The following is a 23,727-nucleotide window of genomic DNA, read 5'->3' on the forward strand; positions in this document are numbered from 1 at the left end:
CCCGCCGGCATTTCACTGTGCTTGCCCGTCTTGCGCCGTCTCTTGTTTGAAGTCGACTTTGGTGCCGGGCTTGACCATGGCGGCGAGATCTTCGGCATCCCAGTTGGTGAGCCGGATGCAGCCATGCGAGAAGGTCGTGCCGATCTTGCCCGGATCGGGCGTGCCGTGGATGCCGTAGCTTTCGATCGTGAGATCGATCCAGACGACCCCGACCGGATTGTTCGGTCCCGCGGCGATGGTGAAGGGCCGCTTGCTCCTCACCCCCTTGAAGGCGAACTTCGGATTGTAATGGTAGGTCGGATTGTGGACGACGCGCTTGACCTCCGCCGCGCCACTCGGCGCCGGCTTTTCCTCACTGCCGATCGAGGCGGGATAGACCGCAAGCGCCTTGCCTGACGCATCGAGCGCGCGCACCTGGCGGGCGCCCTTGTCGACCTCGACGCTGGCGACGGTCGCGGGAGGGTCGCCGCGGCCGATATCAGGCACCACCAGCGTGGTGTCGGCCTTCCTGAAAACGGTTTTGGGATTGAGCAGCCTCAGCAGTTGTTCGCTGACATGGAAGCGCTCCGCCAGTTTTTCCCGCGCGTTGCGATAGCCGAGCCGCTTCAGATGCGCCATCCGCTCCATGCGGGCGGGGATGCGCCTGGTGAACGGCCCGCGCACATCCTTGGCCGTGATCTCGTAGTTTATCAACACCGGGCCGGCGAAAGTCGCTGTGAGCTTGTCCCAGGTCTCCCGGGTGAGCTTGCCGTCGGAGGGCAGTCCGTTCGCCGCCTGGAAGGCTGCGACGGCCTTGGAAAAATTGTCGGAAAGGCGGCCGTCGATCAGGCCGGGAGAGAAGCGGGCGCGATCAAGCAGGATCTGCGCCCTGAGCACCATCGGATCGACGCCCTTCGGCTCGCCCTCGCTGAATTGCGCCTGGTTGACAGCGGCGAGGTCGAGCTTGGCTGCCAGCGTCCCGCCGCACGCGAGCGCGAGCGCCAACGCAACGACACCAAGCAGCCTGACCATCGACGTCACTCCAGGATCGCGACAAGAGCCTGTCTCTATGACGCGGCACGGCCGATGTGGTTCCTGTCGCGGGGAGTCGCACGAAGATCATCGCGAGTGTGCGCTTTCTCCTATAGACATTTGAATTTTAAGCTGGAAACCAGTTCCCATGAACGCAAAGAACTGGCATTATCGTGCCAGGGCCTGCGCATTTTCTGATTCCATGGCCCCTCGTGCTGGTAACCGACGGCTCCCCAACGCCCCCCGCCCATGCCGTCGGTTGCCCTGTTGGCGCTTTCCGGTCTGAGCCCCATGGGCTTCGTCAGTAGCGGCTGGTCATCGGCTGGAATTGAGCTTCTGGATGCGCCCCTTATCCAGCCGGAATACGCCGTCCGTGCCGCCTTGGATCTCGAAATCGGTTTGCAACTCGTCCCATGAGCCGAGATATTTGCCGCACTCAGCGCAATGGATCGCCGTTTCGGGTTGAGCATCGGCCGGAATTTGCAAACGGATGGTGCCGCAAAACGGGCATTCCAGTTTGTGGTCCAGATACTCGCCAGCCATGGTTGTGCAACATCGCGCAATCGGCACGTCTTCGCAAGGCTGGGATTTTGGCAAGCCTTTGCTTCAGCCCGGCCCGATCTCCTCAAACAGCCAATCGCGAAACGCCTTCACCTTGCGCTGGCGGATCGCCTCCGGCGGGTAGACGAGGTAAAAGCTGGAGACCGCTTTCAGCGCATGGTCGAACGGCCGCACCAGCCGGCCGGTGGCGAGATCGGCGGAAACCAGCATGGTGCGGCCGAGCACCACGCCTTCGCCCTGCACCGCCGACTCCACCGCGAAGGTGGCGGAGTCGAAGGTGAGGCCGCTGTTCGGGTCGATGCCCTCGACGCCGGCACTGGCAAGCCACGCCGCCCAGTCGATGCGGTAGCCGTCGCGGATCAGCGTGTGGTGTCTGAGGTCCTGCGGGTGCTTGAGCGGATGCGGACCCTCCAAGAGCTTCGGGCTGCAGACGGGAAAGACCTCCTCGCCGGTGAGGAATTCCGACGTCAGCCCGTGATAATGCCCGCCGCCATAACGGATAGCGACGTCGATGCCGTCGCCGCGGAAATTGGTCAGCTTGCCGGTGGTCGAGACGCGCACGTCGATGTCGCCATGCGCGCGGTGGAAACGGTAGAGCCTCGGCACCAGCCATTTGCCGGCGAAGCCGTCCGAGGTGCTGACATTCAGCGTCGAACCCGAATGGCGCGAGGTCGCCGTCTGCGTCGCCAGCGCGAGCTGGTCGAGCGTCTCGCGCACGGCAGCCGCATAGGGCTCGCCGACCGGTGTGAGCCGCACCGAGCGCGTGGCGCGTTCGAAGAGCTGCACGCCGAGCTGTTCCTCCAGATGTTTTATCGCCCGGCTGACGGCGCCATGCGTGAGATTGAGCTCGTCCGCGGCCCTGGAAAAATTCAGGTGCCGGGCGGCAGCCTCGAAGGCCGGGAGGGCATTGAGCGGCGGCAGTCTGCGGGTCATGGCCAGATCGATTTGTGAGTGTTGGTAACAAATCCTTGCCAAACTTTGGTTTGTCCGTCGAGCTTTTTCCAGCCAAAAATCCTCACAGAATTTGTGATCAACACTCACTTCAGATCAAACCTGCGAGGACACCATGGCCACCGTTCACCCCTTCCTCTGGTTCAACCTCGACGCCGAAGTCGCGCGCGACTTCTATCTGTCCGTTTTCAAGAACAGCCGCGCGTTGCAGAGCATCGAGTTCACCGACAAGCCGCACGCGATCTTCGACTTCGAACTGGAAGGCCAGCGCTTTACCGCTTTGAATGCCGGCGGCGTGCCGCCCTTCAACGAGCGCATCTCGCTCTACATCGAGACTGAGGACCAGGCCGAGACCGACTATTTCTGGAACGCGCTGACTGCCGACGGCGGCTCGGAGCAGCCCTGCGGCTGGCTGAAGGACAAATTCGGCGTCTACTGGCAGGTCATTCCCAGCGAAGCCCTGCGGCTGATGAACGACCCGGATCGCGCAAAGGCCGACCGGGCTCGGCAGGCGATGTATTCGATGAAGAAGATCATCCTCGCCGATATCGCGGCCGCCCACGCCGGCCGCGCCTGAACATCCCACAATTGAAGAACGGAGAAGACCTATGGCCAGTCTCACGGGAAAGAAGCTCATTGTCGTCGGTGGCAGCTCCGGCATCGGTTTCGGCGTCGCGGCCGCGGCGCTGGAAAACGGCGCCGAAGTCGTGATCGTCGGCCGCTCCGAGGAAAAGTTGAAGGCCGCCGAAAAGCGGCTCGGCGGGGCAGGGCGCGTGACTGGCATCGCCGCCGACATGGCCAATGAGGCCGAGGTGTCCCGCTTGTTCGAGGCAGCCGGCATCTTCGATCATCTGGTGGCCGGCACGCCACCGCCCAATTATCCGATCGGCGAGACCGACATGGATTTCGTACGCGGCTTCGTCGACGGCAAGCTGATCGGCGCGGTGATGCTGGCCAAGCATGCCGTGCGCACGCTGAACAAGGGCGGCTCGATGATCTTCACTTCCGGCATCAACAAGGACCGCCCGCCGGTCCCGGGCGGCTCGGTGGTCTCGGCGGTCGCCGGCTCTTTCAGCTATTTCGCCCGCGCGCTGGCGCTGGAGCTCGCGCCGATCCGCGTCAACATCGTCTCGCCCGGCTGGGTCGACACCGAGATGTGGGACGAGATCGTCGGCGAGGCCAAGTCAGGTTATTTCGAGCAGATGGGCGCGCGTATCCCGGCGGGAAAGATCGCCAAACCCGCCGACATCGCGCCCGCCTATCTCTATCTGATGCAGAACGAATTCATGACCGGCGAGACCGTCCACATCGACGGCGGGCAGCGGCTGGTGTGAGCGGGCAGGGCCGGACCTCTGTCTGAGGATCCGGCCTCATCCATCGCCGCTGCAAAGGCCGGGCGTCGCTTTCCAGGCCTTCGCCGGGCAATGGCGTTTCCGGCGGAACGCCAATATAGATGACGCTTGAATGAGCAGCGCCTCCGCTTCGTCGAGGAATGCCATGCGAAGGGTCATCGTCACAGCCATGTGGATTGGCGCCGCGACAGGCGCCAACGCCCATGACTGGTACGAAAACAAGGTTGACCCGGTAACGAACTTCAAATGCTGTGGCGGCACGGATTGCCGCCCCATACCGGAGTCTGCCGTGCAATCCAGGGCCGACGGCGGCTATGTCTATCTTCCCGAAGGTTTCAGCATCCCGCGAGAGCGCGTGCAGGAATCGCCGGACGGCCGCTACCATATCTGCGAGAACCATTACGTCATAACCAACCAGCCCTATCTGCGCTGCTTCTTCGCGCCGCGGCTCAAGGTCTCGCGGCTGCTCCCGCGCTGATCAAACGATCGCTCCTCGACTACGCTTAGGTCTGGTGATCGACATCAGCCGAATGCTCGGCCTGCGCGTATCCGAAATAGTCCATGATTTCCCGCGCTTCGCCGGCGTCGAAACGGCAAGCTACTTCCGTCGGCAGCCTGGATCGCCAGCCGCCCCTATAATCGGTGATCGGCTGGTTCACCTGGGCGTGCCGGCGAGCGGAATGCGCCGTGCGAACCACCTTTTCCCGCCCCCATACAACAGGCTGCTCGTGATAGTTCAGAATGCCCGGATCGAAGGCCACGCCGATGAAGCGGCACAGCCGTTCGATGGAAAGCGCCGGCGATTCGATGAAGTCCTCATAGCGCCATAGGATGCTTTCGCCCTTTTCGACGCGAAGCATCGAGGCCTTGCTGTCGGCGATCCATCTTTGGAAGGCCTTGTCGAAATCGCCCTCGTAACGCTGCCCGAGCGACGCCACGACATCCCTGCCGTCGCGCGTGACGACGATAAAGCGCGCGCCCGGGATCGTCTCGGTGATCTGCCTTGTATAGTGGATATGGTTCGGAGTCTTTTCGACCCAGACGCTGCGGCGTGAAATGGCCGCCTGCAATAAGACCAGGCTTAGCTTGGTCCATCGCGCTCCACTGTTGGAGACAAAAGCGCTTGTCTCGCGTCGAATGGCGAAGACATCCGGATGGGCAGCCAGTATCCGGGCGAGCAAGGTCGATCCCGTATGCCCACAACCGCAAATGAATATAGAAACCTTGGGCTTCGGAAGAAGCCGCACCACACCCCTATGCACGATTTTATTCTCCCCCGGAAATTTTAATGAACCTTCTTCTTCCGGAGATTGCAATAGGAAATGCTTATATGCGGTCGGCGACGAACAGCTAATTGCCGCTGACGACAGTGATCTGGAGGGCCGGGGCAAGCGCCGGGCGTCCGGCTGGTCCAGCCGGCGGAAACGACCAGGACGTTCTGCCGTCAAACGCGGTGCCGAAGCGCCGCGACGACCACCGCCATCGCCGGCGAGAGCTGTCGCCGGCTTGGGTAATAGAGGTGGTAGCCTGGAAAGGACAGGCTCCAGTCGTCGAGCGCGAGCCTCAGCCGGCCCTCGGCCACATGCTGGCTGACGAGGTCTTCCGGGACATAGGCTATGCCGTATCCGTTCAGCGCGGCGTCGACCATGGGGATGGTCGTGTTGAAGGTAAGTTGGCCCTCCACCCGCACCCTGAGCTCGCGGCCCTTTTTCTCGAACTCCCATGCATAGAGCCCGCCGAATGTCGTCTGCCGCAGGCAGATACAGTCATGCGCGACCAGGTCCTGCGGTGCTTTCGGGATGGGACGGCGCGAAAAATAGTCCGGCGAAGCCACCGCCACCAGCCGCCAGTCGGCGCCGATGCGCACCGCGATCATGTCCTTGTCGACGTTCTCGCCGAGCCGCACACCGGCGTCGAAGCGCTCCTCGACGATGTTGCGCATGCCGTTGTCGCTGTAGAGCTCGACGCGCAGGTCGGGATAGTCGCGCAGCATCGGCTGCAGCTTCGGCCAGACAACCATCCGCAGCGCATGGTCCGACAGCGTGATACGCACCGTGCCAGCGGGCCTGTCGCGGAAGGCGACCAGGCTCGACAGGTCGGACTCGATGCCTTCGAACCGCGGGACGAGCGACTGGTAGAGCCGCTCGCCTGCTTCCGTGGGCGCTACGCTCCGCGTCGTGCGGGTCAGCAGCCGCACGCCGAGCCGCGCCTCCAATTGCTTGATGGTATGGCTGAGCGTCGATTGCGACGTCCCGAGCTCGGCCGCCGCCCTGGTAAAGCTGCGCTCCCTGGCCACCGTCAGGAACCACAGCAAATCCTTCAGATCCTCGCGCTGCATGGGGCACCATCCCGGCTCGGCCGCTCGTTCAAGCTGTGGCGGTTCGTGGCCACCACTCGTCAATTCATATCAAGAATGGATAAGTTCATGCAGATTGCAATGGCTAATCCGGATAGTGCCGATGATCTATATAGCCGCCAGCGAAATGACTGGAGGGCTCGACGGCGAGCCGCGGCACATGGATACGACCTACGACAGCCAATTGGCGAAAGCCCAAGTGGGGAAAGTGCCCAGCGCCTGGGGAGCGGTGACATGTCTGTCGCTGCTCACCTTCGTGCTGGTGGCGTCGGAGTTCATGCCGGTCAGCCTGCTCACCCCCATTGCCAATGAGCTAGCCATCTCCGAGGGGCAGGCCGGCCAGGCGATCTCCGTCTCCGGCTTCTTCGCGGTCCTCGCCAGCCTGTTCGGCAATGCGCTCTTGTCGCGGTTGGACCGGCGGACCGTCATTGTCCTCTACACGGCCATCCTCGTGGTCTCCGGCCTGGCGATCACCTTCGCGCCGAACTATCTCGTCTTCATGCTCGGCCGGGCCCTGATCGGCGTGTCGATTGGCGGCTTCTGGTCCTTGTCCACCGCTATCCTGGCCCGCATCGTGCCTGGCGCCGACTTGCCCAGGGCGATCGCCATGCTGCAGGGCGGAACGGCCTTCGCCTCGGTGATCGCGGCGCCGCTCGGAAGTTTTCTCGGCGGCCTGATCGGCTGGCGCGGCGCCTTCTTCATCGTCGTTCCGATCGGCCTCCTCGCGATTGTCTGGCAGCTTGCCGTCCTGCCGAAAATGCCCGCGGGTGAGCAGGCTTCGGTCGGCAAAATGCTGGGCCTGCTCGGCAATCGCGTCTTCGCCATCGGCATGGCGGCCACCACGCTCGCCTTCATGGGCCAGTTTGCGCTCTCCACCTATCTGCGCCCCTTCCTCGAAAACGTCACCGGCCTCGAGGTGAATACGCTGTCGCTGGTGCTGCTTGGGCTGGGGCTTGCGGGCCTGGTCGGCACGTCGGCGGTCGGGCTCCTGCTCCGCTCGCATCTCGCGGCCGTGCTGGTCGGCTTGCCGACGGTTCTGGCGCTCATCGCGTTGTTGTTGATCGCGCTCGGTCCGTTCGCCATCGCGACCGCCGCCCTGCTGATCGCCTGGGGCCTGTTCACCACGCCGATTCCCGTCGCCTGGAACACCTGGATGACCCGGGTGATCCCGCACGATCTCGAGGCGGGCGGCGGGCTGCAGGTCGCGCTGATCCAGTTCGCCATCACCTTCGGCGCCTTCGCTGGCGGGCTGCTGTTCGATGCCGCCGGCTGGTGGAGCCCCTTCGCGCTCGGCGCCGTGCTGCTTCTCGGTTCGGCGCTGCTTGCCGCCGCGGCGACAGCGCGCGGGAGCAGCCATCGATGACGCGACAACCGGTCAGCCGGCGAACGCTGCTCTGCGCCGCGCTTGCAACCGTGGTCGTGCCGCGGCCGGCCAACAGCCAACACGGCAGGGACCCGGCCAACCAGGAGCCGACCGACATGAGGATCAGGATGACGTTCGATGGCCGGACCATGACCGCCACGCTCCACGACAATCCTTCTGCGCGGGACTTCTTCCCGATGCTGCCGCTGGATCTCAAGATCGAGGACTACGCGCACAATGAGAAGATCGCTTACCTGCCGCGCAAGCTGACCGAGGAGGGCAGCGGTCCATTCGGCAACGAGCAGCCCTACGATCTTTGCTATTTCATGCCCTGGGGCAATCTGGCGATGTTTTACGCCGATTATCGCCATCCCGGGCTGATCAGGCTCGGCCGCTTCGACGAGGGCCAGGAGGCCTTGCACGGTCGCGGCGCTTTCCCTCTTCACATCGAACGCATTTGACGACGTAAAGGAGATTACCATGGACATTCTTCGCGCAGGCACGCGGCCTTCCGGCAAGGGTCCGGCAAGTTGGTTCACCGGCACGGTGCGGATCGATCCGCTTTTCAATCCCTTCGACGCCGAGCGGGTGCAAGGCGCGCAGGTCACTTTCGAGCCCGGCGCCCGCACCGCCTGGCACACGCATCCGCTCGGACAGACGCTGATCGTCGTTTCCGGCCTCGGCCGCGTGCAGCGCGAGGGCGGCCCGGTCGAGGAGATCCGGCCGGGTGACGTCGTCTGGTTCGCGCCTGGCGAAAAACACTGGCACGGCGCGTCCCCCGCAACCGCCATGACCCACATCGCCCTCCAGGAGGTCAAGGACGGCAAGGTCGTCGACTGGCTGGAACACGTCAGCGACGCCGATTACGGCGCCTGAGCTTCCTGCCCGACCCTGTCTGATTGAACGAAAGGAAAGCAAGTGCTCGCAACCGTTCTTCACAAGCCCGGCGACATCCGCTGCGAGGAAGTCGCCGATCCGAAAATCGTGCGCCCGACGGACGCCATCATCAAGCTCTCGGCCAGTTGCATCTGCGGCTCGGACCTGTGGCCCTATCGCGGGCTGCAGCCGGTCGACGGCCCGCAGCACATGGGTCATGAGTATTGCGGCATCGTGGTCGAGGTGGGCAGCGAGGTGCGCAATGTCCGTCCCGGCCAGTTCGTCGTCGGCTCCTTCTGCCTCTCCGACAACACCTGCCCGCATTGCCGCTTCGGCTTCCAGTCCTCCTGCGAGCAGCGCGAGTTCATGAGCGGCGCCCAGGCGCCTTACGCCCGCGTGCCGCTGGCCGACGGGACGCTGGTGGCGACTTCCGAGGTTCCGCCGGCCGAGCTTATCCCTGACTTGCTGGCGGTGTCGGACGTGCTCGGGACCGGCTGGTACGCGGCCGATGCGGCCGAGGTGCGCGAAGGATCGACAGTGGTCGTCGTCGGCGATGGCGCGGTCGGCCTGATGGGCGTGCTCGCGGCCAGGGAGATGGGCGCCGAGCGCATCATCGCCATGAGCCGCCATGCAAGCCGCCAGAAACTCGCGCGCGAATTCGGCGCCACCGACATCGTGGCCGAGCGCGGTGAGGAAGGCATTGCGCGCATCAAGGAGCTGACCAGGGGCGTCGGCGCGGATTCGGTGCTGGAATGCGTCGGCACGGGAGAATCCTTCGACCAGGCGCTGGCCTGCTCGCGGCCCGGCGGCACGATCGGTTATGTCGGCGTGCCGCATGGCGTGAGCTTCGACGGCCAGCGCCTGTTCTTCGGCCAGAAGCGCATGCTGGGCGGCCCGGCGCCGGTGCGCCGCTTCCTGCCCGACCTGATGGAGCGCGTGCTGCAAGGCCGCATCAAGCCCGGCAAGGTCTTCGACCTCAAGCTGCCGCTGGCCGAGGTGGCGGAAGGCTACCGCGCGATGGACGAGCGCCGCGCCGTCAAGGTCATGCTCGAGGTCTAGGTTTCGCCGGCAGGTGGCCGCGAGCCCTCGGCAGTCGGGCCGAGGACCCGCGCATGTCAGTGCAGGGGCACTTCGGCCCACAGTTTGGTGGCAAAGCCGCGCTTGTCGAGCACCCATGGCTGGCCGGTGATCACCGCCTTGCCAGCCGCGCATTTGTAGGCATAGACGGCGTCGTGTCCCGTCGCGAAAGCCGGCACGACGTCGCCATTCGGGTTGGTCCTGCAGAACTCGTCCGCGCCGGGATTGTCGCGCGCGGCGTTCATCTTCGCGCAGGGCAGGTTGGCGCCGACGAAGCAGGCCAGCAGCTTGCCGTTCATGCAGCGATAGTTGGCTTGCGTCGCAAGCTCCGATTCCTGCGGCGCGCTCTTGGCCTCCGGAAACAGCTTCTTGAATGCCTTGACGGTGCCGGCGTGAAGCGCGTGCGAATAGGGGCGGACCGTGTCGTCGTTCTTCACCTGGCGGCAGAGCTTGTGGAGATCCTGCGCAGCCGCCGCCGTGGCGTTGCCGGCGGCAGCGGCGGTAAAGGCAAGTGCCGATGCAAAAAGGCCGATTGCCGAAAGACGAAACGCCGCCATTGTGACCTCCTCGGACTGGCCGGAGCAAAACCCGCGGAAAACCGTTAGGTCCGATTAAGACCATGCAGGAAGCCGCAAGGATGGCACAATCTGTCAACAAAAAGGAACCGCTCGCCTTCCACTTTGCCGATGACGGGCTGGTGCCCAACCATCCGCGCTGGCCGATGCTCGTCTATCCCGGCGCGGTGCAACTGCCGGACGACGTCGATCCGGCGGCCGTCTTTGAGGGTATTTTCGGCGCCAATGGCTGGGGCGACAGCTGGCGAGACGGCATCTACGGCTTCGTCCACTATCATTCGCGCATCCACGAGGTGCTGGGCATCGCGCGCGGCGCCGCCGAGGTCCGCTTCGGCGGCGATAAGGGCAAGGTGCTCAAGGTCAAGGCGGGCGACGTGGCGCTGCTGCCGGCCGGCACAGGCCATCAGCGCCTGTCCGCCTCGGCCGACCTTCTGGTGGTCGGTGCCTATCCGCCTTTCGGCACATATGATCTGTGCCGGAGCGCCGAGCAGCACGCCGAGGCGCTGCGCACCATCCCGGCTGTCGGCCGGCCGGACAAGGATCCGGTCCATGGCGGCGACGGGCCGCTGCTGAAAGCATGGAGCGAAGGCTGAAATGGCAAGGATCGTCGCCATCGAGCATCTGACGCTGGACGGTGTCTTCCAGGCGCCGGCGCGCGCCGATGAAGACACGCGCAACGGTTTTGCGCATGGCGGCTGGGGCATTGCGGGCAGCGACCCGCAGATGCAGGAGGTCATCGGACGCGCCATGGCCGGCGGCTGGTCGCTGCTCGCCGGCCGGACGACCTATGAGGATCTTTACGAAGCCTGGGCTGTCCGCCAGCCAGCCAATCCGATGACCAGGGCGCTGACGGGCGCGCAGAAATTCGTCGCCTCGCATGACGCCGGCTACGAACCGCGCTGGGAGAATTCGACGCTGCTTGCCGGCGATGCCGGGGAGGCCGTGCGCGCGCTTAAGCAAGGCCACGACAAGACGCTGGTCATGTTCGGCAGCGGCAAGCTGCTGCGCGCGCTGATGCGGCACGGGCTGATCGATGAACTGGTGCTGATGGTCCACCCGCTGGTGCTGGGGGAAGGCTCGCGCCTTTTTGAGCCGGGGCAGGCGCCGTCGGCGCTGAAGCTGTCGGACCTGGTATCGACCGCGACGGGCGTGGCGATTCTCACCTACGCGTTCGACGGGGAGGGCGCGGCGGAGCGGCCGCGGTAGAAACCGGGCCGCGGCCCACCGCCTACGGATAATGCGTCTTCTTCGGCGCGTAGGTCGACGGATCGACATCCAGTTCCTTCGGCAGCGGCTGGCTCGAGCACTGCAGGTGTATCTGGCGGGCGAGCAGCCGTCGCTGCTGCTGCTCGTGCTCCTTGGCGGCCGCGACGAGCCCCATGCTGTAGGGGCCAACCAGCACGCCGAAGCCCCAGCCGGGGTTCTGCTTCTCGCGGGTGGCGTAATCCGAGGCCGCCGTGCGGGCCTGCTGGCATTCCGGCGACGCCCATTTCGGATCCTGCTGGGGAAGCGAGGCGCCATAGTCGACTGGGGAGGATACGCACCCAGCCGCTGCCGCGCTCAGCGCGACGATCACCGCAATTCTCATCGTTTGAGTCTCTGCTAATTTAGGGCGAAGACTACACGGAACGCGTCTTCGCACAAGCGAGACGGCTCGAAAGCGGATGGAAGGACCGAGGGCCGCATCGTCGCACTTCGAGCCCGGTTCCCGGATTCTTTTTCAACGCCCCGTTCCATTTCCACCCGCCATTTCGTCCTTTGTTCGTCCACCGCAAAAAGGAGAACCGCAATGGCTGGAATGATCGTCATCTACAAGCAGCCGGCGGACGCGCAGGCGTTCGACAAGCATTATTTCGAGACGCACATACCGCTTGCCAAGAAAATTCCGGGTCTCAGGAAATACGAGGTCAGCCGCGGGCCTATCACGGTGCTGGCCGGACCACCCGACGTCTACCTGATCGGGATGCTGCATTTCGACGATCTCGACGCCATGAAGAAGGGTTTCGCGAGCCCGGAAGGAAAAGCGGCGGGCGCTGATCGCCGGCTTTACGCATCTGACGAGTCGGGCGTTCAGATGTTCATTTTCGACAGCAGTGAAGTTTAGAACCTGCGGCTGAGATAGGCCGATCCGCCGAGGCCAAAGCGCCACTCGGCTTCCACGCCTTTGGTCAGGCCGATCCGGCGACCGGCAAGGATCGCGGCCGGGTCGGCTTCGGAACGGGCGAATTCGAAAGGTGGCGCGGTCAGCGGCAGCCGGTTGTGCGAGCCGTCGATGCCCAGCGCCTGGCAAAGCTTGCCGGGGCCTGAGCAGAGCAGCCGCTCGTCATCCATTCCGCGCCGCGCGCGCATGGCGGCGATACCGGATTGTGGCTGGATGGCGCGGATCAGCACCGCGCTGCCCGGCAGGCACACCGCGTTCAGGCACCAATGCAGTCCGTAGGAGCGGTACACGTAAGCGGTGCCGGGCACGCCATACATCGGCGCGTTGCGCGGCGTGCGGCCGCGAAAGCTGTGCGAGGCCGGGTCGTCGGGCCGGTACGCCTCGGTTTCGACGACGATGCCGCCGACGCCACTGAGCTCGAGCCTCGCGCCGATCAGCGCGCGTGCCACGACAACCGCGTCGCGGGCGAAGAAGTCGGCGGCGGAGCCAGCACTAAATGGCATGGTGATTGACGTCGATCGGGCAGGCCATCTTTGGCGCGCCGCTCAACCCAAAAGATTGCGCGCCGTGCGCATGAAGATGCGCGAGCCGATCGGGATGAGATCGTCGGGGAAATCATAGTCGGGATTGTGCAGCGAGGGGGTTCGCTCGCCGGCGCCGAGGAAGAACATCGCCGACCTGGCATTGTGGCCGAAAATGCCGAAATCCTCCGAGGCGCGCATCGGCAGCGTCTCTTCGCTGCGTAAAACGCCTTCCTCGTCGAGCGCGCGGTTGAGATGCTCCACCGCGTCCGGCGCGTTGACGCTGGCGACGAAGATTTCGTGATAGTCGAAGCGCACGGCAAGGCCGTGCCTGGCGGCGATTTTTGCCGCAAGCGCTTCCGCGGCGGCGACCTGTTCGGCCATGCGCTCGTCGCGGCGGGTGCGCAGCGTCGCCCACACTTCCGCATAGCCGGGCGCGATGCCGAACACGGCTTCGCCCATCACGCAATGGGTGACGGTCACCATGCCGAAATCCTCATCAGTGAAGGTCCCGCGCCCGAGCGCTGGAAGCGCCGGCATCAGCTCGCTCACCGCCGGCATCGGCGAGGTGCCGGTTTCCGGCATCGAGGAATGCGCGGTCTTGCCCTCGAGCACGATGCGCATGCCACGCGAGGCGCAGTTGACGGTGCCGGCCTTCAGCCGCGCCTCGCCGAACGGCACGCCCGGCAGGTTGTGCAGCGAAAACGCAAAATCAGGCTGAATCTCGCCGAAGCGCGGATCGGCGACAACGCCGGCCGCGCCGTTGCCGGTTTCCTCGGCCGGCTGGAACATCAAGACGACGCGGCCGCGTGCCGGCCTTTCGCGCCCGAACTGACGGCCGAGCGCCGCCAGGATCGCGGTGTGCCCGTCATGGCCGCACATATGCGACTTGCCTGGCACCTGCGAGGCATGCGCGACGCCCGAAAGCTCCTCGATCGGCAGCGCGTCGAGCTCCGATCGGAACAGCACCGTCGGCCCGGCATGTCCGCTGTCATAGACCGCCGCCACGCCATGGCCGCCGAGCCCTGTCAGCACCTTGTCCGGCCCCGTATCGGCGAGGAAGGCGACGACCTCGCTCGCCGTCTTCTCCTCCTCGTTCGAGATTTCCGGCTGGCGGTGCAGCTTGCGTCGCCATTCGGTCAGCTCGACGATGTCTCGATTGGTGAGGGTCATGGGTTGGGGCTCCGATTGGCTTGCCGGTCACACAAACACGATAGGGTTTTTCCCGCGCCGTGCCATGTCGATCAATTCCGATGGTCCATCGGCCTTCGCAAAATCAATGCCGCTATCTGACCACCTTCACCTGCGGCAGGTCGCGGCTGATCGGGCGAAAGCCGACGCCGTAATGCATATACCGGGCGGCCGGATCAGCCGGGGCGCCGCGGCAGGCGACCAACATGCGCGTGGCGCCCGCGGCTTTCGCCAGCCGCATGCCGTGCAATTGCAAGGCGGTGCCCAGTCCGCGTCGGCGAAAATCGCAATGCGTGCCGACCGGTTCGAATTCGGCGGTCCGCATCGTCTCGTCCAGCCAGATGATCGCGGTGGCGGCCAGCGTGCCGTCGGGCGCGGCAATGAGCACATGCAGGTTGCCCCGGTACGGCCAGGTCCGCCGTACGCGCTCGAACGCCGCCTCGCTGAAACGCGACGCGTGCCAGGCCCGGCGATGCGCCTCTACCGCGTCGGTCGGCGGCACGTCGTTCGCGTTCAGGAACCGGAAGCCTTCGGGCAGCGCTGGATCGGGCACATCGGTCAATTCCCGCGTGTTGAACTGCACCCAGGATACGTCATCCGCGCCGGCTTCCGCATCGAAGGCATAGCCATGTGCGGCGACAATCCGCTGCGCCTCGATGTCGGCGGATTGCACCGTCAGCAGCTGGTCGACATCGCCGGCGACCTCATCGTACCAGTCTAGGATTTCACCGAGCAGCGCGGCGCGGTGCGGATGCGTCTGCCAGATCAGATTGGCGGTCTCGACCTCGTGCACCGTGCCGCCGCCGGGCGGCACCCGATGGGGCAGGCAGGCCCATCCCCATGCCGCCAGCCGCCCATCCACGAACCACAGCCGATGCCGCCAGAAGGGGCTGAGCGCATCGAAATCCTTGGCCCAGACCCAGGCCAATTCGCCGATTGTCGCATCGCCGTTAAGCAGTTCCGGCCACAGCGCCGTCACGTCCTGGGCGAGGCCCTGCATCAGCCTGAGCTCGGTCGGGCCAAGAGTGTCCATGCTCCACCGTTTATTCCGGCAGCCCCGCGAGCCGCAGCGCGTCGGTCACCTCATCGATAATCCCAGGCGCAATCCCGACGGCCGCCGTCCAGCCGCTGATCGTGAAATGCGTATCGAGCGCCATCAGCCGCCTGGCGGAGGCCTTTGCCTCCTCGATCCGCCCGACCCTGGCCAGCGGCGCCGCTAGCCAGCCATGCAGGATGCTGAAGCCCGGGGTCATCTCTACCGCGCGGCGGCCGGCAATGATGGCTTGTTCATGCCGGCCAGACAGAAAATTGCCGAAGCCGATAATGCCTTGCGGCACGCAGCTCATGGCGTCGAGCGGCGAGAGCCGCATCGCCTGCTCGCACCAGGCGATGGCGCGTGCCGCATCGCCGCCATAGGCCACCGGCACGCAGCCGAAGGCATAGACGAAGGCGCAGGAGGCGCTGAGCAAAAGCGCCGCGGCAAACGCCTCGTCGGCAAGCCTGCGGTCATGCTCGACCAGACCGATGGTGAAGCCGGCCAAGGCCAGCGCCATGGCGTCGCCCGACCCATGTTCGATCGCCGCATGAGCGTGGCGGGCCGCCCTGTCGCGATGCTCTGCTTTGAGACCGCCGCGGATGAACAGGGTCTGGTGTGCCCACGCGGCAAAGCCGTGGGCGAGTGCGTAGGTCGGCTCGATGGCCAGAGCCTGGTCGAGCAGCGGCAGGCCCTTGGCCGCACCTTGCGGCATGAAAGTGTAGACGGCGGGGAGCGCCCGTAGCAGAAGGTCGTAGGCATCGAGACTGTTGGGCCGCTGGCGCTTGACGCGTTCGATCTCGGCCCGGCGCAGGTTGGGCTCGATCGCCGCCACCACGGAGATGGTGATCTCGTCCTGCAGCGCGAACACGTCGGTGAGGTCGCGATCGTATCGCTCGGCCCACAGATGGCTGCCGTCCTCGGCATCGATGAGCTGTCCGGTGATGCGCACGCGGTTGCCCACCTTGCGCACCGACCCTTCCAGCACATAAAGCACGCCGAGCTCGCGCCCGACCTGCTTCACGTCCACAGCGCGGCCCTTGTAGGTGAAGCTCGAATTCCGCGCGATGACGAACAGCCAGCGGATACGCGACAGACCGGTGATGATGTCCTCGACCATGCCGTCGGCGAAATAATCCTGTTCCGGATCGCCGCTCATGTTCTGGAAGGGCAGCACGGCGATCGACGGGCGGGCGGAAGGCTCGGGGCAGGGCGGCTCCTCTACCGAAGGGAGCGGCTGCGCCCCGCCTTCCTCGCGCACGCTGCCGACGAAGCGAAAGCCGCGGCGCAGGATGGTTCGGACGAGCCGCTGCTGCTCGCCGCTGTCCTGGAGGGCATTGCGGGCAGCGTTGACGCGGCTGGCCAAAGTCGCGTCGGAAACGATGCGGCCCTGCCACACGGCGTCGACCAGGTCGTCCTTGCTCACCACCCGGTCGCGGTTGCGGATCAGATATTGCAGAAGATCGAACACTTGCGGCTCGACGGCGATCAGGTCGCTGCCGCGGCGCAATTCGCGCCGGTCGCCGTCCAGTGCAAAGTCCTCGAAATAATACGCCAAAATCAATTGCTCCGGGCCGCGCCGTGAATATGGGGACACTCTAATCGCGTCGGGCACGCAAAATCAAAGCGATCTCAAGGGAAAATCAAGAAGTCCTGAAGGCCGCCTGAAAGCGAGCCCGGCCGCGCCGTCGCATAGTCCTCTTGCAAGCAACGCAAACAACTTTGAAACAGGAGAACTCAAAATGTCGACCACCGCAGCAATCATCGCTTCCGCCGCGCTCGCTCTCGGCGCAACCGCATCGGCAACCTTCGCGGCCAAGGCCGAGCCAGCGAAATCCGTCGTCCTCGTCCATGGCGGCTTCGTCGACGGCTCGGGCTGGGACGGCGTCTACCAGCAGTTGAAGAAGGACGGCTACGACGTCACCATCGTCCAGAACCCGACCACCTCCTTGGCCGACGACGTCACCGTCACCAGGCGCGCCATCGCCGCCGCCAAGGGCGACGTCATCCTGGTCGGCCATTCCTATGGCGGCGTCGTGGTGTCGGAAGCCGGCACCGATCCCAAGGTGAAGAGCGTCGTCTATATCGCCGCCTTCGCGCCGGACGCCGGCGAGTCGGTCTCCTCGCTGATCGCCAACCCGCCTGCTGGCGCTCCGGTGCCCCCGATCCTGCCGCCCGTCGACGGCTTCCTGATGCTGGACAAGGCGAAGTTCGCCGCCTCCTTCGCCGCCGACGTCAAGCCCGAACTCGCGTCCTTCATGGCCGACTCGCAGGTTCCGTGGGGTGTGGCGGCGCTCGAAGGCAAGGTCACCCAGCCGGCCTGGAAGGTGAAGCCGTCATGGTACCTCGTCGCCACCGACGACCACATGATCCCGCCGCCGGCGCAGCGCCAGATGGCCAGCCGCGCCAAGGCGACGACGGTGGAAGTGGCCGGCAGCCACGCCGTCTACGTCTCCAACCCCAAGGCCGTCGCCGACCTTATCGAAAAGGCCGCCGCCGCGAAAAACTGAAACCGCTTTATCCTTGCGAACAGCCCGGACGCCTGGCGGCGCCCGGGCTTTCCGGCTGCCGCGCCGGCCCCTGATCGAGAAATGCACCGTAAACCGCTGAAATCCTTAACACGATTTTCATTCCGCTCGCCTAACCACTATGGCTATGACAGGGCATGATGAGCGGCTGGTTGCAGGTCTCTCCTCCGAGGGACGCAGCGAAGCCGTGGAAGCAGGCATCCTGCGCGACCAGCTTGCGGATCTGAGCAAGTGCGTCTTCATCTCGATGCCCATAGGCACGGTGCTCTCGGCCCTGATCCTGGCGGTGCAGCTCTTGTCGGGCGGCGGCCTTGCCGCGGTGCTGTGGTTTATCGCGATCGCCTTGATCAATGGCGCGCGTGTGGTGCTTGCCGCTGTTCAGTCGGATGCTGCCGACGACAGGCCGGAGGCGGTGGGTGCGCGGCTTTCCCTCTATGGCCTGCTGGCGCTGGCCTCGGGCGTCGCCTGGTCTTTCCTGGCGCTGCTCAGCGACGGATACACCACGCCGCAGGCGCCGCTCTATCTGATTGTGCTTGCCGGCACCTCGGCCGGTTCGGTCACTTATGGGACCTCCTACGTGCCGGCTTCGATCAACTTCATCGTGCTGCCGCTTCTCACCGCCGCCGGCTGCGTGTTCGCGAAAGGCGGCGTCGAAAATGGCGTGCTCGCCTTCACGATCCTGCTTTTTCTCGGCGGCATGATCAGGAGCGCGCTGCTCGGACAGTCCCGTTTCCGCGAGACCAGCCGCCTCAAATACGAGGCGCGCGAATTCGCCGCCGAGATGGAGCGCAATTCCAGGCGGGACCCGCTGACCAACCTTCTCAACCGCTACGGGCTGGAGCAGGCGATCGCCAAGCTCGGGCTTTCCGACGGCCCGTTCGTCGCCATGCTGATCGACCTCGACGGCTTCAAATCCGTCAACGACACCTATGGCCACAACATTGGCGACGACCTTTTGGTCAAGGTGGCGCGCCGGATCGAGGACCACGCCCCGCGGGGCGCTACGATCGCGCGCATCGGCGGCGACGAGTTCGTGCTGCTTTTCTCCGCCGACAGGTGTCCCAAGCAGGCCGGCGAGCTTGCGTCGGCCATCATCGCGGCCATCGCCAATCCGGATCCGGAGCTGAATTCGGTGCGCGTCGGCGCCTCGATCGGCATCTATCAGGCGGAAAAGCCGCGTCTGACGGAAATGCTGCTCAAGGCCGATTTCGCGCTCTACGCGGCCAAGCGCGGCGGCAGGAACGAATATTGCCTGTTCGACGCGGGGCTCGACGCCGCGCTGGAACGCAAGAACCGCATCGAGCGCGACCTGCGCGGCGCGATCGAGGCAGGCCGGCTCTGCTCCTGGTTCCAGCCGCTGGTGCGGCTCGACAGCAGCGCGGTCGTCGGCTTCGAGGCGCTGCTGCGCTGGCATCATGACGTCCATGGCGCCATCTCGCCGCCCGAGATCGTCACCGCCGCGCGCGAAACCGGCCTGCTTTCGCTTCTTACCGAGACGGTGTTCCTCAACTGCTGCGCCATGATCGGTGAACTCGTGAAGCAGGGGCGCGGCGATGTTCGGGTCGCGATGAACCTTTCGCCACGCGAGCTCGAGGCCGGCAATGTCGACGACATGATCCTTACCGGCCTGCGGGCGAACAATGTGCCCGCCGCGATGCTCGAGATCGAGATCACCGAAGAGGCGCCGGTCGACCGCGACCGGGTCGACGAAAAGGTCGGGCACCTGGCGGATGCCGGCATATCGATCGTGCTCGACGATTTCGGCACCGGCTTCTCGACCCTGGTGTCGCTGAAGGACAGCCGCATCCGCAAGATCAAGATCGACAAGGATTTCGTCCGCGACCTGGCGAAATCCGTCGAAGACCAGGCGCTCGTCGAGGCGGTCATCGGCCTTGGCCGGACACTTGGGATAGAGGTGATGGCCGAGGGCATCGAGACCGACGCCGACCGCATGATCCTGCGCTCGCTGGGCTGCATGATCGCGCAGGGCTATCTGTTTTCGGCGGCGCTGCCGATGCGCGACGCGCTGGCCTTCGACGCCGCTGCCGCTGAGGTTATTTTCGAGCCGTTGCGCAATCCTCGCAGCGGCAACGCCGCGTGATGGGTCGCTCGCCCGTGACCCAGCAGGCAAGCAGCCTCGAAAGGGTAGGGTTGCCGTGAGGCGCGGCACTCGGAGCGGCGGAGCGCTCCGAGGGTGTGACGGGCGTGACTGATCGACCTGAGCTTGATTGCCACGTGGTTCCCCCAATCCGTCGCTGCTTCGCAGCGCCACCTTTCCCCCCTCCGGAGGGAAAGGAAGGGAGCGTTGCTGGACGGGCGTTGACGGCAAAAAAGCTTGGCGCCTTTCCTCTACCCGGTCGATCGGGGGAGAGGTGGCTCGGCGAAGCCGAGACGGAGTGGGGGTCGACCAGCGCTACATTAGACAATGCATGCGGTTCCTCGCCCCCGCCAAAGGCGGGGTGGTTCGGCGAAGCCGAGACGGAGAGGGGAGCGCCCCCGGCGATTGGCCTGGGCGGCCCGCATGAAACCTTTTGATTTTTGGGCCGTTGTCGCGCGATGCCCAAGGCCAAAGTCAAACCGGCGCCTGCAGGCGCCGCCACTCCGCGTGGGGTCCGCCAATCGCGCCCGCAGAAGCGGGTAGGGAAGCCGAAGGCGCGGCAGGAGAAGCCGCCCAAGCCAAGCGAAGCCCCGCCCAAGGCGCCTGGGCAAAAGGCGCCCGCCGAAGCAGCACCGGAAGCCATCGGCCATGCCGGGTCGCCGCCGCCGGAGGCCGCCGAGCCGGGTCCCGCGCTTTCGCCGGAGGAAGCCGAGCGGGCGCGCAAGAAATACCTTTTGCGGCGCTTCTGGATCAGCGGTCGCGGCTATTGGGGTTTGCACGGCGACAGGCTCGCCTGGCCCCTGACGATCGGGCTGCTCACGCTGATCTGCGTCAATGTCGGGTTCCAGTACGGCATCAATCGCTGGAACCGCGCAATCTTCGACGCCATCGAGCAGCGCGACGCCCACACCGTCTATTGGCTGAGCGGCATCTTCCTGCCGCTGGTCGCCGGCAGCATCAGCCTGGTGGTCGCGCAAGTCTACCTGCGCATGACCATGCAGCGGCGCTGGCGCTCCTGGCTGACCACGGCCGTCATCCAGCGCTGGCTGGCCAGCGGCCGCTACTACCAGCTCAACCTCGTCAAGGGCGACCATGCCAACCCCGAGGCCCGCCTGACCGAGGACCTGCGCATCGCCACCGAATCGCCGGTCGATTTCATCGCCGGCGTCCTCAACGCCTTCCTGTCGGCCTCGACCTTCATCGTGGTGCTGTGGACGATCGGCGGCGCGCTGAGTTTTACGCTGGGTGGCTCCACCATCACCGTGCCCGGCTTCCTCGTCGTCACCGCGGTCATCTACGCGGCGATCACCTCGACCTCGATGTTCGCCATCGGCCGCCGCTTCGTCCAGCTTTCCGAGGACAAGAACCAGGCCGAGGCCGAGTTCCGCTACGTGCTGACGCGCGTGCGCGAAAACGGCGAGAGCATCGCGCTGCTCGGCGGCGAGGAGGAGGAGAACGCCGGCATCGACCGCACCTTCGCCGGCGTGCTCGGCCGCTGGGCGCGGCTCACCGGCCAGCACATGCGCACGGCACTGGTCTCGCAAGGCTCCAGCCTGTTCGCGCCGGTGGTGCCGGTGCTTCTGTGCGCGCCGAAATTCCTCGACGGCTCGATGTCGCTGGGCCAGGTGATGCAGGCGGCCTCCGCCTTCGCCATCGTGCAGGGCGCCTTCGGCTGGCTGGTCGACAATTATCCGCGCCTGGCCGACTGGAACGCGTCGGCCCACCGCATCGCCTCGCTGATGATGTCGCTGGACGGGCTGGAGCGCGCCGAAGAGAACGACAAGCTCGGCCGCATCCAGCGCGGCGAGACCGAAGACGGGGCGATGCTCAGCCTCAACGATCTTTCCGTGACGCTCGACGACGGCACCGCCGTGGTCAAGGAAACCGAGGTGATGATCGAGCCCGGCGAGCGCGTGCTGGTCTCGGGCGAATCCGGTTCGGGCAAGTCGACGCTGGTGCGCGCCATCGCGGGTCTCTGGCCCTGGGGCAGCGGCAGCGTCGATTTCCACCCCGGCAAGCGGCTGTTCATGCTGCCGCAGCGTCCCTACATCCCGTCCGGCACGCTGCGCCGCGCCACCGCCTATCCCGCCGCCGCCGACAACTGGAAGACGAAAGAGATCGACGCTGCCCTCGACAAGGTCGGCCTCTCCTATTTGAAGGACCGGCTGGAGGAAGAGGCGCCCTGGGACCAGACGCTGTCGGGCGGCGAGAAGCAACGCCTGGCCTTCGCCCGCCTGCTGCTGCACGCGCCGGATATCGTGGTGCTCGACGAAGCGACCTCGGCGCTGGACGAGAAGAGCCAGGACAAGATGATGCGGACGGTGATCAAGGAACTGCCCCAGGTCACCATCATCAGCGTCGCGCATCGCGCCGAGCTGGAAGCCTTCCACACGCGAAAGATCACGCTGGAACGGCGCCAGGACGGGGCGCGGCTGGTCAGCGACGTCGAGCTCGCGCCGAAGAAGCGCGCGCGGGGCCTGCTGCAGCGCGCACTGTGGGGCAGCGGCGGGAATGGCAGCAAGGGGTAGGGGCACTCTAACGTGGCGCGTAATCGCCAGCGGGGGGCAGCGCCGGCATCCGCGATGTTGCACCCGCCTTTGTGCCAACCGACGAACCTTGACGCCGCAACACCCCCCAGTCTGTAATCGCCGCAGGGAGGAACCATGGAAAAGATCATCCTGGACTGCGACCCGGGGCACGACGACGCCATCGCCATCCTGCTTGCGGCCGGCAACCCGAACATCGACCTTCTCGGCATCACCACGGTTTCGGGCAACCACAATGTCGAGAACACCACGCGCAACGCGCTGGCCACCTGCACGGCCTATGGCATCGAGGTGCCGGTGGCGAAGGGCTCGCCCGGCCCTTTGGTCGGCGATCAGGTGCTGGCGATCGAGATCCATGGCGAGACCGGGCTCGACGGCCCCGAGCTGCCGCCGGCCTCGTTCGATCTCGACAGGCGGCATGCCGTCGACTTCATCATCGACACGGTTATGGCGCATGAGCCGAACACCGTCACGCTGGTGCCGGTCGGTCCCTACACCAACATCGCGCTCGCGGCCCGCAAGGACCCGCGCATCGTCGGCCGGGTGAAGAAGGTGGTGGCGATGGGCGGCAGCTTCACGCGCGGCAACATCACGCCCGCGGCCGAGTTCAACGTCTACGCCGACCCGGAGGCCGCGGACGTCGTGTTCCGCGCCGACTGGGACGTCACCATGGTGGGGCTGGACCTCACGCACCAGGCTTTGGCCATCCCTGAGCTGCAGGACAGGGTGCGCGCCGTCGGCGGCTCGATCGCCAAGTTCATCCTCGATATCTGGGAATTCATCGCCACCACGCATGGCGGCCTCCTGCAGATCGAATATCCCGCCGTCCACGACGCCTGCTGCGTGGCGGCCATGATCGACGCAAGCGTCTTCACCACGCAGAAGGCCGACATCCGCGTCGAGACCGCCGGACGCTGGACCAGGGGCATGACAGTCTGCAATTTCGAGAAGATGGGCGGCATGCGCCATTTCGGCGGCACGGCGAGCGAGCAGGTGAACTTCCGCCACAGCGTGGCGATGAAGCTCGACCATCAAAAATTCTGCGACCTGATCGTCGACGCGGTCGAGCGGCTGAGCGGCAAGAAGGCCGGCCGAGGCCGCGGCCTTGGCGGTTAGCGTTCCTCGCCCCCATGAAATGGGCTACGGCATGCACACGTTCCACGCGGCTGGCCTTTGGCGATAGCGTGTATGGCAGCTTGGCGCATGCATTGTCTTATGCAGCACTGGTCGACCCCCACTCCGTCTCGGCTTCGCCGAGCCACCTCTCCCCCGATCGACGGGGTTTTGCCGTCAACGCCCGTCCAGCAAGGCTCCCTTCCTTTCCCTCCGGAGGGGGAAAGGTGGCGCTGCGAAGCAGCGACGGATTGGGGGAACCACGTGGCAATCAAGCCTCGGCCTGATCAGTCGCGCCAGTCACAGAAGATGTGTGCATGGCGTAGACAAAGTGGGGGGAGAGGTGGCTCGGCGCGCAGCGCCGAGACGGAGCGGGGGCGGCGCCGGCGTCTGCGATCACGCGCCAAACACGCC

The 23,727-nt window shown here is 65.5% G+C and carries 25 protein-coding genes; 14 read left to right on the top strand and 11 right to left on the bottom strand.

Features of this window, described 5'->3' with window-relative positions; all coding sequences use genetic code 11:
• Nucleotides 1-12: 12 nt before the first annotated feature.
• From FJ424_RS02145 to FJ424_RS02155, 3 genes are all read right to left on the bottom strand, one after another.
• A complete protein-coding gene (locus FJ424_RS02145) occupies nt 13-1,011 on the bottom strand; it encodes a L,D-transpeptidase (protein ID WP_140658459.1) in 999 nt (332 codons plus the stop codon).
• A 315-nt stretch (nt 1,012-1,326) separates the two neighbouring features.
• Nucleotides 1,327-1,554, bottom strand: coding sequence for a hypothetical protein (locus tag FJ424_RS02150; RefSeq protein WP_140644929.1), 228 nt, complete (start codon nt 1,552-1,554; stop codon nt 1,327-1,329).
• Nucleotides 1,555-1,617: 63 nt separating this feature from the next.
• A complete protein-coding gene (locus tag FJ424_RS02155) occupies nt 1,618-2,505 on the bottom strand; it encodes a transcriptional regulator GcvA (RefSeq protein WP_140658469.1) in 888 nt (295 codons plus the stop codon).
• 133 nt (nt 2,506-2,638) lie between these two features.
• Here FJ424_RS02155 and FJ424_RS02160 point away from each other — a divergent pair, with 133 nt between their 5' ends.
• The 3 genes from FJ424_RS02160 to FJ424_RS02170 all read left to right on the top strand — a co-directional run bounded on the left by FJ424_RS02160 (nt 2,639) and on the right by FJ424_RS02170 (nt 4,353).
• Nucleotides 2,639-3,100: a VOC family protein gene (locus FJ424_RS02160; RefSeq protein WP_140658471.1), complete on the top strand. Its 462-nt coding sequence runs from the start codon at nt 2,639-2,641 to the stop codon at nt 3,098-3,100.
• Nucleotides 3,101-3,131: 31 nt separating this feature from the next.
• Entirely contained in the window at nt 3,132-3,857 is a 726-nt protein-coding gene (locus tag FJ424_RS02165; RefSeq protein WP_140658473.1) for an SDR family oxidoreductase, read from the top strand.
• Between the two features lie 163 nt (nt 3,858-4,020).
• Entirely contained in the window at nt 4,021-4,353 is a 333-nt protein-coding gene (locus FJ424_RS02170; RefSeq protein ID WP_140658475.1) for a hypothetical protein, read from the top strand.
• A 25-nt stretch (nt 4,354-4,378) separates the two neighbouring features.
• Here FJ424_RS02170 and FJ424_RS02175 read toward each other — a convergent pair whose 3' ends face one another.
• Both FJ424_RS02175 and FJ424_RS02180 read right to left on the bottom strand, forming a co-directional pair.
• A complete protein-coding gene (locus FJ424_RS02175) occupies nt 4,379-5,323 on the bottom strand; it encodes a sulfotransferase (RefSeq protein ID WP_181182151.1) in 945 nt (314 codons plus the stop codon).
• Nucleotides 5,320-6,213, bottom strand: coding sequence for a LysR family transcriptional regulator (locus FJ424_RS02180; RefSeq protein WP_140658479.1), 894 nt, complete (start codon nt 6,211-6,213; stop codon nt 5,320-5,322). The genes FJ424_RS02175 and FJ424_RS02180 overlap by 4 nt, the downstream gene beginning before the upstream one ends.
• Before the next feature lie 178 nt (nt 6,214-6,391).
• Here FJ424_RS02180 and FJ424_RS02185 point away from each other — a divergent pair, with 178 nt between their 5' ends.
• The 4 genes from FJ424_RS02185 to FJ424_RS02200 are packed head-to-tail and all read left to right on the top strand — an operon-like array spanning nt 6,392 to nt 9,529.
• Complete coding sequence (locus tag FJ424_RS02185; protein WP_140658506.1) at nt 6,392-7,594, top strand: MFS transporter; 1,203 nt, start codon at nt 6,392-6,394, stop codon at nt 7,592-7,594.
• On the top strand, nt 7,591-8,055 hold the full coding sequence (locus FJ424_RS02190; protein ID WP_140658481.1) for a cyclophilin-like fold protein: 465 nt from the start codon (nt 7,591-7,593) through the stop codon (nt 8,053-8,055). Before FJ424_RS02185 ends, FJ424_RS02190 begins: the two co-directional genes overlap by 4 nt.
• A gap of 19 nt (nt 8,056-8,074) precedes the next feature.
• Nucleotides 8,075-8,470, top strand: a complete 396-nt coding sequence (locus FJ424_RS02195) for a cupin domain-containing protein (protein WP_140644920.1) — start codon at nt 8,075-8,077, stop codon at nt 8,468-8,470.
• A 42-nt stretch (nt 8,471-8,512) separates the two neighbouring features.
• Nucleotides 8,513-9,529: a zinc-dependent alcohol dehydrogenase family protein gene (locus FJ424_RS02200; RefSeq protein ID WP_140658483.1), complete on the top strand. Its 1,017-nt coding sequence runs from the start codon at nt 8,513-8,515 to the stop codon at nt 9,527-9,529.
• Between the two features lie 56 nt (nt 9,530-9,585).
• Here FJ424_RS02200 and FJ424_RS02205 read toward each other — a convergent pair whose 3' ends face one another.
• Nucleotides 9,586-10,104, bottom strand: coding sequence for a hypothetical protein (locus tag FJ424_RS02205; protein ID WP_140658485.1), 519 nt, complete (start codon nt 10,102-10,104; stop codon nt 9,586-9,588).
• Nucleotides 10,105-10,184: 80 nt separating this feature from the next.
• On the opposite strand from FJ424_RS02205, the gene FJ424_RS02210 reads away from it, so the two are divergent.
• Both FJ424_RS02210 and FJ424_RS02215 read left to right on the top strand, forming a co-directional pair.
• Nucleotides 10,185-10,715 carry a cupin gene (locus FJ424_RS02210; protein WP_140658487.1) on the top strand — a complete coding sequence of 177 codons (531 nt, stop codon included), beginning with the start codon at nt 10,185-10,187 and terminating at the stop codon, nt 10,713-10,715.
• 1 nt (nt 10,716) lies between these two features.
• Entirely contained in the window at nt 10,717-11,328 is a 612-nt protein-coding gene (locus tag FJ424_RS02215; RefSeq protein WP_140658489.1) for a dihydrofolate reductase family protein, read from the top strand.
• A gap of 22 nt (nt 11,329-11,350) precedes the next feature.
• On the opposite strand, the gene FJ424_RS02220 is transcribed toward FJ424_RS02215, so the two are convergent.
• Complete coding sequence (locus FJ424_RS02220) at nt 11,351-11,710, bottom strand: hypothetical protein (RefSeq protein ID WP_140658491.1); 360 nt, start codon at nt 11,708-11,710, stop codon at nt 11,351-11,353.
• A gap of 210 nt (nt 11,711-11,920) precedes the next feature.
• On the opposite strand from FJ424_RS02220, the gene FJ424_RS02225 reads away from it, so the two are divergent.
• Nucleotides 11,921-12,226 carry an EthD family reductase gene (locus FJ424_RS02225; protein ID WP_348640101.1) on the top strand — a complete coding sequence of 102 codons (306 nt, stop codon included), beginning with the start codon at nt 11,921-11,923 and terminating at the stop codon, nt 12,224-12,226.
• Here FJ424_RS02225 and FJ424_RS02230 read toward each other — a convergent pair.
• The 4 genes from FJ424_RS02230 to FJ424_RS02245 form a co-directional block, all read right to left on the bottom strand.
• The gene (locus FJ424_RS02230; protein ID WP_140658495.1) at nt 12,223-12,786 is read right to left on the bottom strand and encodes a DNA-3-methyladenine glycosylase; all 564 of its coding nucleotides are present in this window, start codon (nt 12,784-12,786) and stop codon (nt 12,223-12,225) included. The genes FJ424_RS02225 and FJ424_RS02230 overlap by 4 nt on opposite strands.
• Nucleotides 12,787-12,828: 42 nt before the next feature.
• Nucleotides 12,829-13,977 (bottom strand): amidohydrolase, encoded by a 1,149-nt coding sequence (locus FJ424_RS02235; RefSeq protein WP_140658496.1) that lies wholly within the window; start codon nt 13,975-13,977, stop codon nt 12,829-12,831.
• Nucleotides 13,978-14,089: 112 nt separating this feature from the next.
• A complete protein-coding gene (locus FJ424_RS02240; RefSeq protein WP_210239381.1) occupies nt 14,090-14,995 on the bottom strand; it encodes a GNAT family N-acetyltransferase in 906 nt (301 codons plus the stop codon).
• Between the two features lie 43 nt (nt 14,996-15,038).
• The gene (locus FJ424_RS02245) at nt 15,039-16,586 is read right to left on the bottom strand and encodes a winged helix-turn-helix domain-containing tetratricopeptide repeat protein (RefSeq protein ID WP_140786344.1); all 1,548 of its coding nucleotides are present in this window, start codon (nt 16,584-16,586) and stop codon (nt 15,039-15,041) included.
• Between the two features lie 184 nt (nt 16,587-16,770).
• Between FJ424_RS02245 and FJ424_RS02250 the strand changes: the two genes are divergently transcribed.
• From FJ424_RS02250 to FJ424_RS02265, 4 genes are all read left to right on the top strand, one after another.
• Nucleotides 16,771-17,538 carry an alpha/beta hydrolase gene (locus FJ424_RS02250; RefSeq protein ID WP_140658502.1) on the top strand — a complete coding sequence of 256 codons (768 nt, stop codon included), beginning with the start codon at nt 16,771-16,773 and terminating at the stop codon, nt 17,536-17,538.
• A gap of 145 nt (nt 17,539-17,683) precedes the next feature.
• Nucleotides 17,684-19,657, top strand: coding sequence for a GGDEF domain-containing phosphodiesterase (locus FJ424_RS02255; RefSeq protein WP_140658504.1), 1,974 nt, complete (start codon nt 17,684-17,686; stop codon nt 19,655-19,657).
• A 455-nt stretch (nt 19,658-20,112) separates the two neighbouring features.
• Complete coding sequence (locus FJ424_RS02260) at nt 20,113-22,182, top strand: ABC transporter ATP-binding protein/permease (protein ID WP_140659999.1); 2,070 nt, start codon at nt 20,113-20,115, stop codon at nt 22,180-22,182.
• Nucleotides 22,183-22,317: 135 nt separating this feature from the next.
• Nucleotides 22,318-23,316, top strand: coding sequence for a nucleoside hydrolase (locus FJ424_RS02265; protein ID WP_140659998.1), 999 nt, complete (start codon nt 22,318-22,320; stop codon nt 23,314-23,316).
• The last annotated feature ends 411 nt before the right edge of the window (nt 23,317-23,727 follow it).

This window comes from Mesorhizobium sp. B3-1-8 (assembly GCF_006439495.1).
Taxonomy (GTDB): Bacteria; Pseudomonadota; Alphaproteobacteria; order Rhizobiales; family Rhizobiaceae; genus Mesorhizobium.

Bases quoted from the DNA above. Each gene is read 5' to 3' on its own strand.
- FJ424_RS02195 (WP_140644920.1), top strand. From the start codon at position 8,075: ATGGACATTCTTCGCGCAGGCACGCGGCCTTCCGGCAAGGGTCCGGCA.
- FJ424_RS02185 (WP_140658506.1), top strand. From the start codon at position 6,392: ATGGATACGACCTACGACAGCCAATTGGCGAAAGCCCAAGTGGGGAAA.
- FJ424_RS02265 (WP_140659998.1), top strand. From the start codon at position 22,318: ATGGAAAAGATCATCCTGGACTGCGACCCGGGGCACGACGACGCCATC.
- FJ424_RS02250 (WP_140658502.1), top strand. From the start codon at position 16,771: ATGTCGACCACCGCAGCAATCATCGCTTCCGCCGCGCTCGCTCTCGGC.
- FJ424_RS02230 (WP_140658495.1), bottom strand. From the start codon at position 12,786: ATGCCATTTAGTGCTGGCTCCGCCGCCGACTTCTTCGCCCGCGACGCG.
- FJ424_RS02255 (WP_140658504.1), top strand. From the start codon at position 17,684: ATGACAGGGCATGATGAGCGGCTGGTTGCAGGTCTCTCCTCCGAGGGA.
- FJ424_RS02205 (WP_140658485.1), bottom strand. From the start codon at position 10,104: ATGGCGGCGTTTCGTCTTTCGGCAATCGGCCTTTTTGCATCGGCACTT.
- FJ424_RS02215 (WP_140658489.1), top strand. From the start codon at position 10,717: ATGGCAAGGATCGTCGCCATCGAGCATCTGACGCTGGACGGTGTCTTC.
- FJ424_RS02210 (WP_140658487.1), top strand. From the start codon at position 10,185: ATGGCACAATCTGTCAACAAAAAGGAACCGCTCGCCTTCCACTTTGCC.
- FJ424_RS02165 (WP_140658473.1), top strand. From the start codon at position 3,132: ATGGCCAGTCTCACGGGAAAGAAGCTCATTGTCGTCGGTGGCAGCTCC.
- FJ424_RS02225 (WP_348640101.1), top strand. From the start codon at position 11,921: ATGATCGTCATCTACAAGCAGCCGGCGGACGCGCAGGCGTTCGACAAG.
- FJ424_RS02170 (WP_140658475.1), top strand. From the start codon at position 4,021: ATGCGAAGGGTCATCGTCACAGCCATGTGGATTGGCGCCGCGACAGGC.
- FJ424_RS02240 (WP_210239381.1), bottom strand. From the start codon at position 14,995: ATGCAGGGCCTCGCCCAGGACGTGACGGCGCTGTGGCCGGAACTGCTT.
- FJ424_RS02260 (WP_140659999.1), top strand. From the start codon at position 20,113: ATGCCCAAGGCCAAAGTCAAACCGGCGCCTGCAGGCGCCGCCACTCCG.
- FJ424_RS02180 (WP_140658479.1), bottom strand. From the start codon at position 6,213: ATGCAGCGCGAGGATCTGAAGGATTTGCTGTGGTTCCTGACGGTGGCC.
- FJ424_RS02150 (WP_140644929.1), bottom strand. From the start codon at position 1,554: ATGGCTGGCGAGTATCTGGACCACAAACTGGAATGCCCGTTTTGCGGC.
- FJ424_RS02145 (WP_140658459.1), bottom strand. From the start codon at position 1,011: ATGGTCAGGCTGCTTGGTGTCGTTGCGTTGGCGCTCGCGCTCGCGTGC.
- FJ424_RS02235 (WP_140658496.1), bottom strand. From the start codon at position 13,977: ATGACCCTCACCAATCGAGACATCGTCGAGCTGACCGAATGGCGACGC.
- FJ424_RS02160 (WP_140658471.1), top strand. From the start codon at position 2,639: ATGGCCACCGTTCACCCCTTCCTCTGGTTCAACCTCGACGCCGAAGTC.
- FJ424_RS02220 (WP_140658491.1), bottom strand. From the start codon at position 11,710: ATGAGAATTGCGGTGATCGTCGCGCTGAGCGCGGCAGCGGCTGGGTGC.
- FJ424_RS02155 (WP_140658469.1), bottom strand. From the start codon at position 2,505: ATGACCCGCAGACTGCCGCCGCTCAATGCCCTCCCGGCCTTCGAGGCT.
- FJ424_RS02190 (WP_140658481.1), top strand. From the start codon at position 7,591: ATGACGCGACAACCGGTCAGCCGGCGAACGCTGCTCTGCGCCGCGCTT.